Annotated in this window: 15 protein-coding genes; 4 read left to right on the plus strand and 11 right to left on the minus strand. The window is 29.3% G+C overall.

What is annotated here, in order from left to right; translation table 11 throughout:
* Positions 1 to 290 precede the first annotated feature (290 nt).
* The 3 genes from ACX0KU_RS00355 to ACX0KU_RS00365 all read left to right on the plus strand — a co-directional run bounded on the left by ACX0KU_RS00355 (position 291) and on the right by ACX0KU_RS00365 (position 4,016).
* Positions 291 to 1,511, plus strand: a complete 1,221-nt coding sequence (locus tag ACX0KU_RS00355; RefSeq protein WP_472990969.1) for a CapA family protein — start codon at positions 291 to 293, stop codon at positions 1,509 to 1,511.
* Between the two features lie 421 nt (positions 1,512 to 1,932).
* On the plus strand, positions 1,933 to 3,237 hold the full coding sequence (locus ACX0KU_RS00360; RefSeq protein ID WP_472990970.1) for a MurT ligase domain-containing protein: 1,305 nt from the start codon (positions 1,933 to 1,935) through the stop codon (positions 3,235 to 3,237).
* Positions 3,238 to 3,290: 53 nt separating this feature from the next.
* Positions 3,291 to 4,016 carry a type 1 glutamine amidotransferase gene (locus ACX0KU_RS00365; RefSeq protein ID WP_472990971.1) on the plus strand — a complete coding sequence of 242 codons (726 nt, stop codon included), beginning with the start codon at positions 3,291 to 3,293 and terminating at the stop codon, positions 4,014 to 4,016.
* 47 nt (positions 4,017 to 4,063) lie between these two features.
* Here the strand turns inward: ACX0KU_RS00365 and ACX0KU_RS00370 are convergent, their stop codons facing one another.
* From ACX0KU_RS00370 to ACX0KU_RS00405, 8 genes are all read right to left on the minus strand, one after another.
* A complete protein-coding gene (locus tag ACX0KU_RS00370) occupies positions 4,064 to 4,966 on the minus strand; it encodes a polysaccharide deacetylase family protein (RefSeq protein WP_472990972.1) in 903 nt (300 codons plus the stop codon).
* Between the two features lie 177 nt (positions 4,967 to 5,143).
* Entirely contained in the window at positions 5,144 to 7,747 is a 2,604-nt protein-coding gene (clpB, locus tag ACX0KU_RS00375; RefSeq protein WP_472990973.1) for an ATP-dependent chaperone ClpB, read from the minus strand.
* 195 nt (positions 7,748 to 7,942) lie between these two features.
* Positions 7,943 to 9,202 (minus strand): helix-turn-helix domain-containing protein, encoded by a 1,260-nt coding sequence (locus ACX0KU_RS00380; RefSeq protein WP_472990974.1) that lies wholly within the window; start codon positions 9,200 to 9,202, stop codon positions 7,943 to 7,945.
* 24 nt (positions 9,203 to 9,226) lie between these two features.
* A complete protein-coding gene (locus ACX0KU_RS00385) occupies positions 9,227 to 10,525 on the minus strand; it encodes a helix-turn-helix domain-containing protein (RefSeq protein WP_472992373.1) in 1,299 nt (432 codons plus the stop codon).
* A 205-nt stretch (positions 10,526 to 10,730) separates the two neighbouring features.
* On the minus strand, positions 10,731 to 10,925 hold the full coding sequence (locus tag ACX0KU_RS00390) for a YtxH domain-containing protein (RefSeq protein WP_472990975.1): 195 nt from the start codon (positions 10,923 to 10,925) through the stop codon (positions 10,731 to 10,733).
* Between the two features lie 144 nt (positions 10,926 to 11,069).
* Positions 11,070 to 11,834 (minus strand): ribonuclease H1 domain-containing protein, encoded by a 765-nt coding sequence (locus ACX0KU_RS00395; protein WP_472990976.1) that lies wholly within the window; start codon positions 11,832 to 11,834, stop codon positions 11,070 to 11,072.
* Positions 11,835 to 11,853: 19 nt separating this feature from the next.
* Positions 11,854 to 12,840: a YkvA family protein gene (locus ACX0KU_RS00400; RefSeq protein ID WP_472990977.1), complete on the minus strand. Its 987-nt coding sequence runs from the start codon at positions 12,838 to 12,840 to the stop codon at positions 11,854 to 11,856.
* Between the two features lie 12 nt (positions 12,841 to 12,852).
* On the minus strand, positions 12,853 to 13,047 hold the full coding sequence (locus ACX0KU_RS00405; RefSeq protein ID WP_472990978.1) for a hypothetical protein: 195 nt from the start codon (positions 13,045 to 13,047) through the stop codon (positions 12,853 to 12,855).
* 47 nt (positions 13,048 to 13,094) lie between these two features.
* On the opposite strand from ACX0KU_RS00405, the gene ACX0KU_RS00410 reads away from it, so the two are divergent.
* Positions 13,095 to 14,855, plus strand: coding sequence for an ATP-dependent metallopeptidase FtsH/Yme1/Tma family protein (locus ACX0KU_RS00410; RefSeq protein WP_472990979.1), 1,761 nt, complete (start codon positions 13,095 to 13,097; stop codon positions 14,853 to 14,855).
* Between the two features lie 17 nt (positions 14,856 to 14,872).
* Here the strand turns inward: ACX0KU_RS00410 and ACX0KU_RS00415 are convergent, their stop codons facing one another.
* From ACX0KU_RS00415 to ACX0KU_RS00425, 3 genes are all read right to left on the minus strand, one after another.
* Positions 14,873 to 15,625 (minus strand): hydrolase, encoded by a 753-nt coding sequence (locus tag ACX0KU_RS00415; protein WP_472990980.1) that lies wholly within the window; start codon positions 15,623 to 15,625, stop codon positions 14,873 to 14,875.
* 27 nt (positions 15,626 to 15,652) lie between these two features.
* Complete coding sequence (locus ACX0KU_RS00420) at positions 15,653 to 16,663, minus strand: rhomboid family intramembrane serine protease (protein ID WP_472990981.1); 1,011 nt, start codon at positions 16,661 to 16,663, stop codon at positions 15,653 to 15,655.
* A 153-nt stretch (positions 16,664 to 16,816) separates the two neighbouring features.
* Positions 16,817 to 17,875 carry an HD-GYP domain-containing protein gene (locus ACX0KU_RS00425; RefSeq protein ID WP_472990982.1) on the minus strand — a complete coding sequence of 353 codons (1,059 nt, stop codon included), beginning with the start codon at positions 17,873 to 17,875 and terminating at the stop codon, positions 16,817 to 16,819.

A 17,875-nucleotide genomic window follows, 5' to 3' on the forward strand; every position in this document is an offset into this window, starting at 1 on the left:
ACCTCATATCAATAATTTCCTAATTTAACCTTTATACTGCTATTTTATCAGAATTGATATTATAAAGCTATAAATTTACTTTTTTTACATCTATATTGATTTCAATGCGTATAAGTTATAGTATAGTATCAAGTGAAACTTAATTCAGATGTGGTTTAAGCCCACATCTGAATGCTAGTTGAACTTATCTAGGGACTTAGCAGCTGTTACCTCCCAATTTAAAAGTGGGAGTGTTACAGCTGGTAGTCTTCAGATAAAGTATAATTGTAAATACTTAGGAGGTCTAATCTATGTCTAGTAGAAAAAAATATCGTTCTAAAAAGAAAAACAAGGCTAAACATATATTATCTTTTTTCATTATTATATTACTTTCTGTTAGTTGTTTTATTTTTTATAATTTATTCCTTAAAAATATGTTACTAACTTCTTCAGAGAATTCTAAAGAAGCTAATATTACAAAAGATGTTATATCAAATAACACTACCGATAATACTAATCTAAAAAATCCTGATAAAACAAAGGAAATTTCTACTTCCCCTGTGAATAATTCTGCTGAAGTTCTACTAACAGCAGTTGGAGACTGTACCCTTGGACGTGATGATAAGTATTCTTTTGATGGGTCATTGCCTCAGGTTATTAAAAAGAATAACAATAACTTTTCCTACATATTTAAAAATGTACATCCTATATTTAAAAGCGATGATATCACAATAGCGAACTTAGAAGGAACTTTCACTAATTCAAATACTAGAGCAGATAAACAATTTACATTCAAGGCACCACCTGAATATGCTAAGATATTGACCTTAGGTAGTGTGGAAGGTGTAAATTTATCTAATAACCATACATTTGATTATTTAAATGGAGGTTTTCAAGATACTAAAAAAGCTTTAATATCAGAAAATATAGAGTATTTCGGAGAAGGAAATATTTGGGTAACAGAAGTTAAGAATGTAAAATTTGCCTTTTTAGGATACAAAGGATTCTATAATAGTAAAGAGCTTCAAGATAAATTAAAAAGTGATATTTCAAATTTAAAAAAGCAAGACTGTACTGTAATTATTAATTTTCATTGGGGTGAAGAAAGCAAATATACTCCAAATTCAACACAAAAATCAATAGCACATTTTGCCATTGATAATGGAGCTGATTTAATATTAGGTCATCACCCTCATGTTATTCAAGGGATAGAAAAATATAAAAATAAATTAATATTTTATAGTTTAGGAAATTTCGCTTTTGGTGGTAATAAAAATCCAAGTGATAAAGATACTATTATACCTCAAGTTAAATTTAATTTTGAAAATGGTACTCTTTCATCTTATGATTTCAAGGTTATTCCAGCTAAAATTTCTTCTGTAAACTATACAAACGACTACTCTCCAATAGTTGCACAAGAAAATTCAAAAACAGCTATACTTGATAAATTAAATAAACTTTCCCCTAATATAGGAATGAAAATAGATGGTAATTTTCAAAACATATCTATTACCGATGAAGATTTAAAATAATATTAAAAACCACAGAACCTTTGTTTATATCAAAAGTTCTGTGGTTTTTTAATTAATTCTTTATCTCATGACTAACTTTAACAAGACTCTCATTTTTGTTGCGTACATGATATGCTCTAATTAAGAGTTTTATTCAAAAATTTAACGTCATATCTCAATATTAAATTCTAAATTTCTTGTAATTTCTTGTGAAAATATTCCTGTTTCTTGTTTTCTGATATTTAAAAATGATGAAAAACATACTATTACACAAAAACTTACCTTTAGTAAAATATTTCCATTTAGCTTTTTACATGTTAAAATCTTATTATTACTAATATAGTATAGATTTAATAAATGTGGGCATAATTGTTTAATAAGACGGAGGTGTTGAAATATTTATATTAAAACATTTATAGCTATAACTATTTCTAAATTCGTTATGTATCTTTCAAAAGTTATCTTTAAGGGAGGTACAAATTTCCCAGGTAAAATAGCCTTAAAGTTTGATAAGAATATTTTGAATAAAATTTCTAAAAACTATGAAGTTATTTTGATAACTGGAACGAATGGCAAAACTACTACAACTAACATGATCTACAGTATATTAAGAAATAATGGAAATAATGTAATCACTAATAGTACTGGAGCAAATTTGTATACAGGTATAATCTCTTGTTTTATAGAGAATCATAAAATTCTATGTAGAAAAAATCCTGGATACGCTGTTATAGAAGTTGATGAAGCCAATGTTAAATATATTACAGAACATATCAAACCAAAGATAATTGCCATAACAAATCTATTTAGAGATCAATTAGATAGATATGGTGAAGTATATACAACTCTCGAAAAAATATTAGAAGGAATAAAAAAGTCTCCTGATTCAACTTTAATACTCAATGGAGATGAGTCTCTTCTAGGAGAACTAAACCTTCCAAATAAGATTTTATACTATGGATTTACATCCCCTATTTTATCAAATAACAAACCTTCTCTCAACGCTGACGCTAAGTTTTGTAAGGCATGTAAGCATCCCTATAGCTATAACTATATAACATATAGTCATTTAGGAGATTTTTATTGTACTCATTGTGGTTATAAGCGACCTGAATTAACCTATTCGGTGAGTAAAATATTATCTTTAACACCAGAAGGCTCTACTGTATGTATAAAAGACAAAGAATATTATATAAATCAGTCTGGTACATATAATATTTACAATGCTTTATGTGCTTTTTCAGCATGTAGCAGTCTTGGTATTACTGAGTCTATAATTGCAGATTCTTTAAAAACACTTGATTGTAGCTTTGGTCGTCAAGAACTAATCAAGATAAATGATAAGAATCTAAAAATAATTTTAGTTAAGAACCCTGCTGGTTTTGATGAGGCTCTTAATTCCATTAACTTAGATAGTCATAATAAAAGTATAGCATTACTTCTTAATGATAACTATGCTGATGGAAAAGATGTCTCTTGGATATGGGATGTAGATTTTGAAAACTTAAAAATTAGTCAAATACACGACATAATTTTATCAGGTATAAGACTTTATGATATGAGTATTCGCCTTAAAGTTGCAGGATTTAATGAGGATTCTTTTTATCTTTGTGATGATCATGAAGCTCTTTTAAAAAAGATTGAGAAATCTAATTCACCTACTGTTTATATGTTAGCAACCTATACTGCAATGACTAGTTTTAGGAAATTCCTAAACAATAGAGGCTACATAAAAAAACTATGGTAGATTTCACTTAAATTGCTTATGAAAAAATAAAGAATATAGAGGAAGGTGGTATTTTGGAACTTAATATATGCCACATGTACCCAGATCTTTTAAATGTGTATGGCGATGTAGGTAATATTTTAATTTTAAAATATAGATCTGAAAATCGAGGAATTAAAACAGTTATATCTCACATATCAGTAAATGATAATTTTGATGCTGAAAAATATGACATAGTATTTTTTGGTGGAGGTCAAGATTATGAACAAAGTATCGTATCTGATGACTTAAAGACTAAAAAAAGAAAAGATGTTATTAGATATATAGAAGATAGCAAAGTATTTCTTTCTATTTGTGGTGGATATCAACTCCTTGGTAAATATTACGTAACACCAAAAGGAGAAGAGATTGAAGGACTACATGCTCTTGATATATATACTACCGCTGGTAATAAAAGATTTATTGGTAATACAGTAATATATAATCAAGATTTCAACGAGACTTATGTAGGATTTGAAAATCACTCTGGAAAAACCTATATAGGCTCACTTAAACCACTCGGAAAGGTCTTAGCTGGTTATGGAAACAATGGCGAAGATGGATACGAAGGATGTATATACAAAAATACATTTTGCACCTATTTTCATGGTTCATTACTTTCCAAAAATCCCGAGCTAGCCGATAGACTTATATTTTTAGCGCTACAAAGAAAATATGGGAAAGTTATTCTCCCTCCTTTAGACGATACTTATGAATTAAAAGCAAAGGAATTTATAATTAAAAGAGAAGTTATACATTAATATATAAATAAAGCTAATACCATTAGTGTTGCTCCCCCTAAAGCATACTATTTGATATTAGCTTTATTTATATCCTTATTCATTACATTATTACTTACTAATTTATCATAAGTCTCTTTACTTATATTATTAAAAGTTTCAAACTCATAACCTTGACTCTTATAGTAATTTATTATAAAAGGTAAAGCTTCTACGGTAGACTTTTTATGATAAGAGTCATGCATAAGTACAACTAATGCTTTGTTATTTTGTAGCTTTTTACTTTGATTTATTAGATTATCTTTAATCTGTTCTGCTGATATACTTCTTCCTACTGCATCATTAGTACAAATATTCCATCCTACATAATTAATATTCTTACTTCTTAGTATAGTGGTTATTTTACTCATGGTTTCTCTTGAAACGTATCTATTTTCCATTCCTCCAGGAATTCTCATGTATGGAACCACTTCTTTTCCTGTTATATTTCGTATTAAATCAGTACATCGATCTAAGTCTTCAATATAATTTTTAGGACTTGAAAAAATTTCATTATATCTATGAGAGTAAGTATGGGGAACTACACACATATTATTATCTGATAATTCCCTAAGAAGCTTTGGATTATTCTCTGCAATATTTCCAATTACAAAAAAAGTTGCTTTAATGTCATTCTCCTGCAGTATATTTAAAATTTCTCTCGTAGTATTATTTGTTGGACCATCATCGAAAGTTAAATACACTTCCTTATTTGATTTCTTCTTAACTTCTTTATCTTCACCCTTTACAGCTATTTCATTTTTATTATTCTTAGAGGGCTTATTTTCTTTAACTTCCGTAAGCTTATTTTGCTCTATTTGTGGTGACTTTGGTGGCTTAGGTCCTGTAGCTCTGCAGCTAACAAGTAAATTTCCCACTAAACAAGTTAATATTACATAAACAGTTACTGCTTTTTTATTATGCGCTCTCATAAAAGCACCTTCTTTTCCCTATTTATATTACAGTATTAGGATGCACATATCTATTTAATTAACTCAATGTAATTTTATGAATCTTACCAATATTATAGGAAAATAAGAGGATTCTTCTCAAAATAAAAATCACAAAGGGAGCATCCACTTTTGATATGCTCCCTTTATGATTCCATTTTATTCCTTTACTTGAAGCTTAAGAGTCCCATCATCTTCTATGGCTGTTATTGTAACACCATCATATGCTTCTCCCTTAATTATCATCTTAGCAATACTTGTTTCAAAGACTTTAGAAATATATCTTTTTAAAGGTCTAGCTCCATATATAGGATCATACCCTTCTCTAACCATTAACCGTTTCGCTTCTTGTGTAATTTCAAGAGATATATTTCTTTCCTTTAATCTATTTTTTATTTCCTCTATAAATATATCAATTATATTTTCTATTTCACTTTCCATAAGTGGTTTAAACATTATGATATCATCTAATCTATTTAGAAACTCTGGTTTAAATCTAAGTTTCATTTCATTCATAACTTTTTTTCTTATGGTTTCATCTATACCTTGAAGGTCAGTGTTTTCTAAAAGATAATCACTTCCTATGTTTGAAGTCATAATAATTATACAGTTTTTAAAATCAATATTTTTTCCTTTATTATCAGTAAGCCTTCCCTCATCTAATATTTGAAGAAAAATATTGAATACATCATCATGAGCTTTCTCAATTTCATCAAATAAAACCACGCTATAAGGCTTTCTTCTGACAGCTTCGGTTAATTGTCCTCCTTCTTCATACCCTACATATCCCGGAGGTGCTCCAATTAATCTTGATACAGAATGTTTCTCCATATATTCAGACATGTCTATTCTTATAATATTATCTTCACTGTCAAATAAAGTTCTAGCTAAAGTTTTTGCAAGTTCTGTTTTACCAACACCTGTAGGTCCTAGGAAAATGAAAGAACCTATTGGTCTATTTTCTGCTTTTAGTCCTGCTCTAGCTCTAAGGACCGCATCAACTGCAGAGGTTACAGCCTCATCTTGCCCTATGACTCTTTTATGAAGTTCATCCTCTAATCTTAAAAGCTTCTCCCTTTCCCCTTCAACTAATCTTGATACAGGAATCCCTGTCCACTTAGCTACAATTTCAGATATTTCAAACTCTGTAACCTCTTCTTTTAAGAAAGCACTATCTCCACTTTCGTATATTACACTTTCTTTTTCTTTTATTTTTTTCTCTAAATCTGGTATAACACCGTATTTTAGTTCTGCAACTTGGTTTAAATCATATTCTCTTTCAGCCTTTTCAAGTCTTCCTCTAGTGTCATCTAATTGCTCTTTATACTTACGAACCTCTGTTAAGTTTTCCTTCTCGTTATTATACTTAGATGTCATTTCTTTATCTTTTTCTTTTAATTCGCTAAGTTCCTTCTCAATAAACTTTAATCTCTCTATGGAAGCTTTATCTTTCTCTTTTGACAATGCTTCTTTTTCTATTTCCATCTGAAAAATCCTGCGTCTTGTCTCATCGAGCTCTGTTGGCAAGCTATCTATTTCAGTTCTTATCATAGCTCCTGCCTCATCCATCAAATCAATTGCCTTATCTGGAAGAAATCTATCTGTAATATATCTATGAGATAACTTCGCTGCTGCAACTATAGCTGAGTCATGTATTCTTACCCCATGATGAATCTCAAATCTCTCTTTTAAGCCCCTAAGTATAGAGATACTATCCTCAACAGTAGGCTCATTTACAACAACTGGCTGGAATCTTCTCTCAAGGGCTTTGTCTTTCTCTATATACTTTCTATACTCATCAAAAGTAGTAGCTCCAATACAATGTAGTTCTCCCCTTGCAAGCATTGGCTTAATTAAATTTCCAGCATCCATAGCTCCTTCTGTCTTACCTGCTCCCACAATGGTGTGTATCTCATCTATAAATAATATAACTCTTCCTTCACTGCCCTCAACTTCTTTTAGAACTGCCTTTAGTCTTTCTTCAAATTCTCCCCTGTATTTAGCACCAGCTATAAGAGACCCCATATCTAGAGAAAAAATAGTTTTATTTTTAAGTCCCTCTGGTACATCTCCCCTGACTATTCTCTCTGCAAGTCCTTCAACTATAGCTGTTTTTCCAACTCCAGGTTCTCCAATCAAAACAGGATTGTTTTTTGTTCTTCTAGTTAGAATTCTTATAACTCTTCTAATCTCTTCATCTCTTCCAATTACCGGATCTAGTTTATGTTTTTTTGCTGCCTCAACTAAATCTCTTCCATATTTCTTTAGAGCATCATAGGTACCTTCTGGATCTTGATTTTCAACTCTTTGACTTCCTCTTACAGAAGATAGTATATTTAAAAAGTTTTCTTTACTTATATTAAACTTTCTCAAAATATTACCTACAACACCCTTATTATCTATATCCATAATTGCAAGCATAACATGCTCCACACTTATATACATATCCTTAAATTTGTCAGCATATTCTTGGGCTTTTATAAACAAGTCTTCTACTCTTCTTACCAGGTATATTCCTGAAGTATTAGCACCGTCACCTAAAACTTTAGGCATTTTATCAAGTTCGCTATGGGAATACTCCCTTAAACTAGTTACATTAACTCCCATTCTACTAACAAGGTTAGGTATGAGACCATCCTCCTGCGAAATTAAAGACATAAATAAATGTATAACATCAATCTGTTGGTGATTATACTTTACTGCTACAAGTTTTGATTCATTTAATGCCTGCTGCACCTTAGTTGTCATCTTTTCGTAATCCATAACTTTAACCCTCCCTAAAATATTGTTTATTAATACTATTTTTTTCTTATATAGTTAATAAATATAATTTATTTACAATATTATAATTCATTCTTAGTTAATAATAAATATCCTATAAATAAATTAACAAAAACTTTATAAATAAAAGAACTGCTTTTAAACTTCTCTTAAGTTTAAAAACAGTTCTCATAATTTTTATAACTTTTTATTTAATGATATAGCTAAAGTAAAATACTTTAATGCATCTCCAGTTAATCCTATATCATAGTACATCTTTCCCATCTCCATGTATCTTTCATGAATTTCTCTTTTATTTCCAAATTTACTTAGTGCATCTAGAGATAAGTTCATATACATCTCTGCTGATACTAAGGAATTCATTTTCTTTAATATCTTAGCTTTTAAATAATAAGCCTTTTCGATTAATTTAATATTATCCAATTTTATAGCATAATTTAATGCATTTTCATTTATTATTTCTGCCTCATGTATTATTTCATTATTCACAAGCTCCTCAGTACATAGAAGCATAAAATTTACTAAATTATCTATATTTTCATTTGGATAAATATCTAAAGCTTTCTTAATATAAACTATTGCCTTGTCCTTTAAGCCTATGTCAAACATTGTAGATGCATAATTAAATATAGACTTTGCTTTATAATCAATTTTAGTTCCATACATATCATAAGCCATGGTTTCATAATACTCAAATTTATCATCATTAGTTCTTAAAGAAATATTGGCCATCATATGATACATTCTAGCTTTCTTTAAATTATCTTCAACATAATCAAACAAATCATTTAATCCATTTGAAATCTGATATGCTTTAGTATAATCCTTAAGTTTAAAATTACAAAGCGCTTCTCCATATATACTATCAGCAAGTACCGCGTAATCTATAGTATTGGATTCTACTACTATTCTTTTAATATTGTTGAAGTAATTCATAGCTTGAGAATATTCTTTGTTTTTATAGAAAAATTTTCCGACATCCATATAATATAATAGCCTCTGTGCTTTTTCACTGGACTTATTACGCAAATCATAATATTCTCCAATTAGTTCTTGTACACTTTTCAAATCATTATTTTTTAATAAAAATTCAACAATTTCATGCATAATAGAAAAAGCTAAGTCGTTATAACTATATTTTACAGCTGCTTCTAAATTATATCTTAATTCCTTTATCAGTTCATTTGATATAGAATCCTTTAGTAAAGACTTTATATTCATATTAATTTGACTATCTATACCTTGATTTAAGTAGTTTAAATCTAAATCAAGCTTCTTGGATATGCTTTCTAAAATCCTTTGCTCAGGCACAATTTTTCCATTTTCTATGCAGCTAAGCTTCGATACTGAAACCTCACTACCGCATACATCTTTAAGGGTTAGTCCTTTATATACTCTTGCTCTTTTTATTTTTTCTCCAATAGATAGAACTTCCATACAAATCACCTATCCAATACTTAGCTATTTCAAAACTCCTAACCTTTTAAATGCCTCAACACCTTCATTTAAGTATTTAGCAGCTTCCTTTTCTTTACCACTATCTATATAAAATTTTCCGATTAATATTGATATTTCTGCAATTTCATCTTTTAACTGAGCGCCCTTTGTATAATCCAATGCCATTCTTAAAGTATTTTCAGCTTGATTTTTATTTTCTTCTAGCATATCTATCCTATACTGTAGTAAATAATACTTATATAATGTTAGGTCATCTCCATTATCTTTATTATCAAATATCTCCTCTAACACGTATACTGCATTTTTAATATCTTTTAGCTTAATATAGTTTTCACATATATTAACTAAAGTTTCAATATACCTTTCATCTTTATCATTCTTTCTTAGCTTTCTTGCAGTATTGAGATGAATAAAAGACTCCTCAATATTATCAAAATCCGAAAAAAGTTTTCCTAAGTTATTTTCTATCTCTGAAATATATTTTACATCATCAATTTCTTTAAATAATTTTAGTGTTTTATTTGAATATTTTATAGCATTATCCATATCTCCCTTTTTGCTGTACTCCTGAGAAAGTAATAGAAGGGATTTTGCGTATTCTCCTATGTTATTAATTTTTTTAAACTTGCTATTGGCTAAATATGAATAATTGATAGCCTTGTCCATTTCTTCCAGCTTAAAGTATGTATATGCTATATAATAGTATATTTGACCTATTAAAAAATCACTACCTGTAACACTATCCTCATAAACCTTTTCAGCCTGATGAAAGTAACTACAAGCTGAGTGATATGCGTGCATATCATATGTTATTATACCTAGCTTTAAAAATGTATTTATTATATCTTCAAACTTATTTTCCTTAATAAATATTACATTTGCTGATAAAAAGAATTGTTGAGCAAGCCCTAGTTCCCCTCTTGCTATATATATTTCTCCTCTTAGATATATATTTTTTGCCTTTCTATGCTCTAGTCCATATTTTTCAGCATAAAATAGTGCATTTTCTATGTATTGTTCTCCTAAATCTAGATCACTATTAAGTATATGAGATTCAGCAATATTTTGAAAATAAACACATATCTTTTCAGCTTGAGTTTCCTCAGATTCCATTAAGTACTCTATGGAAATATCAAGAGAATTTGCTAAATACTCTAGTAAATCCATACTAGGATTGGACTTTCCTGATTCTACTAGGCTTATTTGTCCCGGAGTAATTCTATCACCTGCTAAATCTTTTAAGGTCATATCTAATTCTTTTCTTCTTCGTTTAATTTTCTCTCCTAAAGACAATATTTCCATGAATACATCTTCCTTTACTATATTATAATTAACGTATTTAATAACATTCAAAAAAATTTAATAAATATGTATTATATTATACCATATTATTGCTATATTCCGCAAAAAAAATTTTAATGTGTTTTAAAATTATAAAAAAATGATTCCTATTATGTTGAAATTGGAATCATTTTATAGAACTTAATATTATTTTGTTAATATTTGATTACATCATATTTCTCATAGCATCTACGATATTTTCTGCTGTATTCATCATAGTCCTATTACTTCTTTTTATCATTTTTCTTGTTTTCCTACTCATTTCTGGAACCATCATCATACCAGCAGCTGCACCTATTATAGCCCCAGTTGTAAGTCCTTTTATAAATCTTCCAGTCATAAATTGCACACCTCTTTCCATTAATTTGTTAATTTGTTTTTAAATATAACAAACTTATATGTTTAAGTTAAAGCTTTAACTTGAGTTCAGTATTAGGTTGTGCAAATTCATAAATCTTAAACATAATTTAATCTTTTTATTATCAAAAATATCTTAGTATTGCTACTAGTTTAAAACTATATTAACCTTTTTTAAAGATTCTTCTTTAAGAATTTTTTTAAATTCCGCTCTTATATCCTCACTCTTAACTTTAATTCCCTCAGATTTTAGACATTTTTCGGTTTCCCCTTTAATGTTTATATCTGCTGCTACTTTAGCAAATTCATCTACTACTTCATTAAATAAATCCCCAGTATGACTATCTACTTTAACAAATATAACATTTATATTATTATTTTTAGTTAATTTATTAAATTTCTCATAATATTGTTTTGATGACTCTTCCTTTCTCTCCCATGCTCCAGTAGCATGATAACATACACCTACATAATCATGAATAATCACAATATCTTTAAAACCATTACGTGCAGCATACTCTACAGATTTTATAGATGCCTCAAGTTCACCTGCTATCTGTCTTATAGATTTACTTTTATTATCCCTTGCAGCATCACTTTCCACATGGATAACTATGCCATCCTTTACTACAACTACAGCATAAGAATATCTTTCCGAAGAGTCATTATAGCTACCGTCAACATAAAAATGAGGAATATCCTGTGGATAATTATTCATACCTTTTTTAATAATGCCTTCACTATTTAAGTATTCCTCAGCTTCTTCTCTTGATGTAAAGCTCTTATATTTTGCTCCCTTTACTCCTTTTACATACTTTAAGCATTCATCCCAAGAGTTTAATAATTTATTTTCTACTCTTATATTATTTTCAAAATCAAAGCCTTCTTTTATTGCATATATTTTTTTAGCCATAAACCTTATTCCTTTCAAACTAAAATCTTTGTCTTCTTTTTCTTTTCTTTAAAAATATAATAGCTCCACTAAAAATTCTTACTGCGTTATTTCTTCCTACAACTTCCATCAGATCATTGTTTATATTCATAATTTTACATATAACCTCATTATCTCCCTGCCAATGCTCTAGTATAATATCCTTTGGCACTTCTTCTATGATTTTATCCAAAACTAGAAATGCTATGCCAAAATCTTCTCCTTTTCCTACTATTGGAATAAAGTCTGGTATGATATCTGTAGGTGTAATCAAATACCCTACCACCCCTCCAATTAAAATCTTTGTTTTAGTAGATACTCTATTATCTTTCATAAGTCTGTATAATAGAGCTATTATATCAGGCAGAATTAAAAAGTATTCTGATATATATCTACTCTTCTCTGGAATACTTTCTTTTATATCTTCTCTAACCTCTGTATACTTATCTCTAGTCTTTGTTAATGTATTACAACAAATTTCCTTACTTCCTGCTACTTCATCTATGTGTTCTTGAAGTTCTTTTAAAGAAAGAGCTTGTTTACCTTCACTATAAACTAAATTTTTAAGTTCAACATCTAAACTCCCTTTAAAACTAGTTATGTGCTGAAGAGTAAAACTCACAGAAGGTATATAATTACAGAGTTTTGTAAAATCAATATGTAAAAACTTTTTATCTACTGTTATTCCCATAATCTCTAGGCTTTTAAGTACTCTCTTTATAATAAAACTTACTAAACCTACAGCAATAGATATTCTTCCTAATTTTACACTTGAAATTTTAAGTTTTAAAACATTGTTTTCTATACTATGAACTATTACATTAACTTTGAAGTTAAAACTTAAACCCTTTATAAGCTTTCCCTCTATTTCTATTTCTTCTCCTATACATATATTTTCTATTTTAATCTCATCTATTTTTATATAGTCTTTAATAATGCTAAAAATATCATTTTCAGTAAGCCTAACAGTGACATTAGAGATATTCATATATACGTGCTCTTATGAAGTTATCTTATAAGAGCTTCCCCCCTTTTTATAGCATATTTTTACATCTACCCTAAAGTATACACAAAATATTAATTTTGCACAATAATCCATTCTATCTATCTTTCTTACATAAATTACATTAGCAATTTTTATGAACTTCATTGGACATGTTGTAATAACTTTAATATAATTAGTTCTAGTTGACATAATGTCCGAGAAAATATTAGATTATACCATCTAGAAAGGGTGATATAGTGAAAAATAAATTAAAAAATAAATTTATAATAATACCTATTATTACAATGTTACTTTCTATAATTCTAATGATTGTTACAAACTTTGTTTATAAACCAGGAATTTCAAAACCATATACAGACTTTATTAAAGATTTATCTAGCAAAAAAATTTCTAAAGTTTATTATACAAGTTCTCCTAAACTAAAGGTAAAACTAACTACTGGAAAAGTTTACGAAACGGATAATCCTAGAAGTGATAGTTTCAAAGAGGATATGCTAAAAAATGGTGTTCAGGTTTCTGAACAAGGATATATTTCTTTATTTGAAATTATCCCATTTATTCTACTTGCAGCTTCCTTTACAGGTCTTATTGTTGTATCAATAAAATCCTCTAGAGTTGCATCTAAAGGACTTCGATCTGTGGATTCCTTAGAACTTAATGAAACTGAAAATATAGGCTTTAACTTTGAAAGTGTTGCTGGTAATGAAGAAGCTAAAGAAAGTGTTAAAGACATTGTAGACTTTCTTAAAAATCCTGACAAATATAGTGCTTATGGTGCTAGAATGCCAAAAGGCATAATTCTATATGGAGATCCTGGTACTGGAAAAACTCTTCTTGCTAAATCAGTTGCTGGTGAAGCTGGTGTTCCTTTTTATGCTATGTCCGGTTCAGATTTTGTTCAGGTATATGTAGGAGTTGGTGCTAGTAGAATAAGGCAACTATTTAAAAAAGCTAAAGGTCATGGAAAAGCAGTTATCTTTATAGATGAAATAGATGCTATTGGTAAAAAGAGAGAAGGCTCTGCTACTGGTGGTTCTGATGAGCGAGATCAAACACTAAATGCACTACTTACAGAAATGTCCGGATTTAATGAAAAAGAAGGAATAATAGTTATGGCAGCTACTAATAGACTTGATATGTTAGACCCTGCTTTGTTAAGACCTGGTAGATTTGATAGACACATTGAGGTATCTCTTCCCGATATTGCTGCTAGAGAAAAGATTCTATCACTGCACATTAAAGATAAACCTGCAGAAAATATAGATATTAAAGAATGGGCTCAAAAGACTTCTATGTTCTCAGGTGCAAAACTTGAGCACTTAGTTAATGAAGCTGCTATACTTGCTTGCAAAGAGGAAAGTAACTTTATAGAAAATAGTCATTTTGATAAGGCTTTCTCTATAGTTTTAGCTGGATATGAAAAACAAAATAGAGACCATATAAAAGAGCTAGATAGAAAAATCACAGCTTATCATGAAGCTGGGCACACTCTTGTATCTGCTAAAATTCTTCCTGAAGAAAAGTTATCTAAGGTTACAATAATTCCAACAACAAATGGAGCTGGAGGATATACTTTAAGTATACCTGAAGATAAAATGTACCAAAACAAAGACTATCTTTTAAGAAGAATAATGGTTCTCTTAGGAGGACGAGCTGCTGAAGAAATTATCTTTGGAAGTACTAAGATAACAACTGGTGCCTATAGCGATTTAAAACACTCAACAGGCTTAATAAATAACATGGTTACAGCTTATGGAATGGGTGACTCTCTAGGACTTCTTACTCTAAATGAAATGGGACACTTGTCGAACTCTGCTAAAGAAGCTGTGGTTTTAGAGTGCAAAAATATTATAGATAAGCTATACAAGGATACAAAAGAACTTTTATTAAATGACAGACAAGCCCTAGAAGACTTAACTAATCTTTTACTCCAAAAAGAAACTATTCACTATGATGAAATTATGGAAACTCTAAAAAAGCCAGTAACTATTAACTAGTTACTGGCTTTTCCTTACTATATTTGATAATCTGTGTCCTCTGTACTAATCTCAACATTAGCACTTATAGGTTCTTTAGTTTCTTCTTTAGAGGATTCCTGATTTTCGTGTACATTTCTATATCTAAGCATAACTTGTGAAAAAATATCAGCTGAAGATTGTGGTGTATATGTAATTGCATTTGCCCCTGCCTCTATAGTCTCTCTTATACTCTCATCAGTGGGTCCACTTGTAGCTATTATTGGGACGTCTGGAAAATTACTTCTTATATATCTTACAATCTCTGCAGTCTTTTTACCTCCGGAAACATTCAAAATACTGGCTCCTGCGTTTATTCTTCCTTGAATATCTTCTTTTTCTGACACCACCGTAACTACTACAGGTATATCTATAGTTTTTCTAACTCTACTGACTACCTGATTTGGGGTAGGAGAATTTAAAATTACTCCCATAGCTCCTTTAAACTCAGCATCTAATGCTAAATTTACAACTCTTTTACCAGTAGTAAGTCCCCCTCCAACGCCACAAAACACAGGTTTATCTGTACCTACTACAATTGATTGAGTTATAGCAGGCTGTGGAGTGAATGGATATACCGCCATAATGACATCTGCATTATTGTTTCTAATTACAGCAACATCAGTACTGAAAATTAAGGACTTTATTCTCTTGCCCAAAACAATAATACCACTTACCTCTCTAATAATTGCTGGAACAGTAATCATATGGCTTCTTAAAATTCCATTTATCTCTGGTACACTTCTTTTCATAATTCCCCTCCAAATTTCTTAAAATTCTTATAGACTATCCTTACTTTTCAACACAGCAGCTATCAGAATACCTCCAATAAGTCCTCCTAAATGTGCATAGTTATCTATATTTGATAGTGAAAATCCTATAAATATGTTCATGGCTATAACAGAAAGTATGTTTTTGACCATTCCATTTCCTACTCTATCCTTACTTTTTATTGCAAGAACTAGTATTGCTCCTAGAAGAGCGAATATTGCTCCTGATGCTCCAATTGAAATTTCCTGTGAAAATATATAACTTGAAATAACTGAAATAATTCCCCCTAGAAAATAGATAGCAATATATCTTACTTTACCAAAAACCTTCTCTACAGTGGGCCCTAAAGCCCTAAGTGCATACATATTAAATCCTAAGTGTACTAGTCCACCATGTAAAAACATAGCTGTAATAAACCTATAGTATTCCCCCTGCGAAATCAACGAATTCTCTTTAGCACCTAATTTAATTAACACATAAACATTAGCATCAAATGGATTTCCTGAAAGAAAAGCAGTAAAAATATACATTATTATATTAGTAATAATTAATATTGTTGTTATTGTGCCCATATCCATTTTATTGATTTTTCTATTTACTTTCTCTTCTTTTAGTTTTCTTCTATATTCTGAAATTCCTTCCATTCGATTTGAAAATAAATTTATATTTGGAGTATAATATAAAACCTTATCACTGAATTTATCCACAACTACAATTTCATTATTAGATCTTTCAACTAAAATATGCCAATTAATTCCTTTCTCTTTATTTCTATCTATAACTAAAACCTTTATAATTTCTACATCTCTTATCATATTTTTATTATACAAAAAGCTTGTATCTAAATTTTCAAAATTATTTTCATCTAAAAATACAACATACTCTGTTTTGTTATCTATTACCTTACTTAATCCCCAAAGGTTTTTTTCACTATCTTTTATCTTAAATTCCTCAATATTATACTTATAGTATTGACAAAATATATTTATTATAAACTTTATTAATTCATCACTGCTCATTCCTATTCTCCCTTATAAATAACTTAATTATAATTTTAACCTAAAGCGAAAAAATATTCCATAAAGAAATCTATTTTAATTATACCAAAAAATAAAAGCACCTATTAATAGGTGTTTCTATAAATAAATGCTTCTAAATTTAATATTATATTTTTACACTGTTTCTGTAATTACTATATTTAGGTGTTCCAATAAGTCTATCTCATAGAAAGCTATAGGTTCTTTATTGATATAATTATATAATATTCTTATAACTGGTCTATCTGGGAATCCTTTATTTTGACGTATAACATATCCTTCAACATTATTAGAAAGTCTAACACAGCACCCAAGTGGATATATTGCGAAGGTTTCCTTAAACTTCAAAACTATTTGATTATCAAAGCTTGAACCTGCCCCAGCTAATATAAGTTCATAAGCATCATTAGGACTAAATTTCTTTCTATAACTTCTGTCATTACTTATAGCATCATATACATCACAAATTCCAACAATTTTACCGTATCGTGATATTTCATTACCAGATAGTCCATAAGGATATCCAGTTCCGTCAACTTTTTCATGATGCTGTTCTACAGACTTTAACACTATATCTGATATATGCATATGCTTATTTAAAATTTCTCTTCCATATATAGGGTGATTTTTAACTTCAAGATATTCACTATCTGTTAATTGTCCTTGTTTACATATAATACTATCAGATATTTTAGTCTTTCCTATATCATGAAGTATACCACCTTTTCCTAGTTCCTTTAAATCCCCTTCTTTAAATCCTAAGGATTGACCTAAGAAAACTGCCATTATTCCTGTATCAATAGAATGTACATATGTATAATTATCATAAGTATGAATATCGTATAAGCTTTTATTTACATCAGCGGAACCTATTATATATTCTATAAGGTTTTCAACTACCTTTAGAGAGTCTTTTGCCTGACTTTTATTAGAATTGTTTAAGTTTTTAATTATTTTATCCATGCTTTTCATAGTTACTTGCTTTAGCTTTCCAAGCTCTTCATCATCAACCATGACATCATCAAGTCTATCATCTTCAATATATACATAAATTACCCCTAATTCCCTTAACTTGTCTATATATTGATTTGTCAACTGAACTCCAGCTCTTAAGAGTACTCCCCCATCACTGGTTAAAATATTTTTTCCTAGAATATCTTTATCCTTAACTCTGTTTATAAACTCTAGTCTCAT

The organism is Clostridium sp. X, assembly GCF_055755365.1.